Origin of the sequence: Mesorhizobium sp. M4A.F.Ca.ET.050.02.1.1 (assembly GCF_003997725.1) — a bacterium.
Lineage (GTDB): Bacteria > Pseudomonadota > Alphaproteobacteria > Rhizobiales > Rhizobiaceae > Mesorhizobium.
This window is the reverse complement of sequence record NZ_RZSG01000865.1, coordinates 1-2,435: the sequence shown is the minus strand read 5'-3', so window position 1 is coordinate 2,435 and position 2,435 is coordinate 1. Positions and strand designations below refer to the sequence as shown.

Genomic DNA, 2,435 nt, shown 5'->3' with positions numbered 1-2,435 from the left:
GCTACGGCCAGAACGGCCAGCGCGGCGATTATGGCCAGCGCGGCGAGCATAGCGGCCAGCGCTTCGACCAGAACCGCCGCAACGAGGCGCCGGCGCTGCCGGAAGCCGCCGCCCAGGCGGAGCCGACCGTGGCCGAGCAGGCGCCCCTGTTCGACAGTTTTTCGCCGGCGGCCCTCGCGGCCCAGGCAGAGCGCAACGAAGCGGCCGCCGACAATGGCGGCTCGCGCCGTCCGCGCCGTCCACGCCGTTCGCGCGGCAATGCCGACGAAGCCAATGCCGACCAGACGGATAGCCAGGCCGAAGCCGGCAGCGGCGATGCGGGCACCGAAGGGGTGAACGCGGCGCCTGCCGAAGCCAGTGCCGCGCCGTCCGAAGACAATCTGGCCCCGGCCGAAGGCGCGGCCAACGACCCGGTCATTGCCGACGTCAACAACTGATCGAGTCCTGTCTTCAGGTCCATCAACGGCGGGGAGAAATCTCCGCCGTTTTCGTTTCCGCATGCCTGGAATTTTATCCTTTGACCGATATCAAGGCGTCTTGAGAGGCTGGGAGCTACGCACCATATCTCGCGTGAACAGGGATCCGGCTCGAATGGGCGGGTCCGTCACCGTAATCAGATCCGGTGCCGCAAAGCGGGCCGGTGATGGAAGGAGACAGATATGAATCTTGAAAAATATTCCGAGCGCGTGCGCGGCTTCATCCAGTCCGCCCAGACCATGGCACTCTCGCGCAATCACCAGCAATTCACCCCCGAACATATGCTGAAGGTGCTCGTCGATGACGACGAGGGCCTGGCCGCATCGCTGATCGAGCGCGCCGGCGGCAATGTCCGCGACATCAAGCTGGGCGTCGAGGCCGCACTCGAGGCCATGCCCAAAGTGGAAGGCGGCAATGGCCAGCTCTACCTGGCGCAGCCCTTGGCCAAGGTGTTCTCGACCGCCGAGGAGCTGGCCAAGAAGGCCGGCGACAGCTTCGTCACCGTCGAACGCCTGCTGCAGGCTCTGGCCATGGAGAAGTCGGCCAAGACCGCCGACATCCTCTCCAAGGCCGGCGTGACCGCGCAGGCGCTGAACCAGGTCATCAATGATGTCCGCAAGGGTCGCACCGCCGATTCGGCCAACGCCGAGCAGGGCTATGACGCGTTGAAGAAATACGCGCGCGACCTCACGGCCGACGCGCGCGCCGGCAAGCTCGATCCGGTCATCGGCCGCGACGACGAGATCCGCCGCACCATCCAGGTGCTGTCGCGCCGCACCAAGAACAACCCGGTGCTGATCGGCGAGCCGGGCGTCGGCAAGACGGCGATCGCCGAGGGCCTGGCGCTGCGCATCGTCAATGGCGACGTGCCGGAATCGCTGAAGGACAAGCAGCTGATGGCGCTCGACATGGGTGCGCTGATCGCCGGCGCCAAATATCGTGGCGAGTTCGAGGAGCGGCTGAAAGCCGTGCTCAACGAGGTGACGGCCGCCGCCGGCAACATCATCCTGTTCATCGACGAGATGCACACGCTGGTCGGCGCCGGCAAGGCGGACGGCGCCATGGACGCGTCCAACCTTCTGAAGCCGGCGCTGGCGCGCGGCGAGCTGCACTGCGTCGGCGCGACCACGCTCGACGAGTACCGCAAGCATGTCGAGAAAGACGCGGCGCTTGCCCGCCGCTTCCAGCCGGTGTTCGTCAACGAGCCGACGGTGGAGGACACCGTCTCTATCCTGCGCGGCCTCAAGGAGAAGTACGAACAGCATCATAAGGTGCGCATCTCCGATTCGGCGCTGGTCTCCGCGGCGACGCTTTCCAACCGCTACATCGCCGACCGCTTCCTGCCGGACAAGGCGATCGACCTTGTCGACGAGGCCGCCTCGCGGCTGAGGATGCAGGTCGATTCGAAGCCGGAAGCGCTGGACGAGGTCGACCGCCGCATCATGCAGCTCAAGATCGAGCGCGAGGCGCTCAAGGTCGAGAAGGACGAGGCCTCGAAGGACCGGCTCGCCAGGCTGGAAAAGGAGCTTGCCGGGCTGGAGGAGGAGTCCACCGAGCTCACCTCGAAATGGCAGGCCGAGAAGCAGAAGCTCGGGCTCGCCGCCGACCTCAAGAAGCAGCTTGACGAGGCGCGCAACGAACTGGCCATCGCCCAGCGCAAGGGCGAGTTCCAGCGCGCCGGCGAGCTTGCCTATGGCAAGATCCCGGAGCTGGAGAAGAAGCTGAAGGAGGCCGAGGCGCAGGACGGCAAGGCCGGCATGGTCGAGGAGGTGGTCACGCCCGACCACGTCGCCCATATCGTGTCGCGCTGGACCGGCATTCCGGTCGACAAGATGCTGGAAGGCGAGCGCGAGAAGCTGCTGCGCATGGAAGACGAGATCGGCAAGCGGGTCGTCGGCCAGGGCGAGGCGGTGCAGGCCGTCTCCAAGGCGGTGCGCCGCGCCCGCGCCGGGCTGCAG

General features: G+C 66.5%; 1 protein-coding gene and 1 pseudogene. Both read left to right on the top strand.

The window, feature by feature from the left end; translation table 11 throughout:
* Positions 1–437, top strand: a pseudogene (locus EOA33_RS32370) (hypothetical protein); the annotation flags it as partial.
* A gap of 222 nt (positions 438–659) precedes the next feature.
* Positions 660–2,435 (top strand): Clp protease N-terminal domain-containing protein (locus EOA33_RS32365; RefSeq protein WP_127407474.1); only part of this gene is annotated, 1,776 nt, incomplete at its 3' end.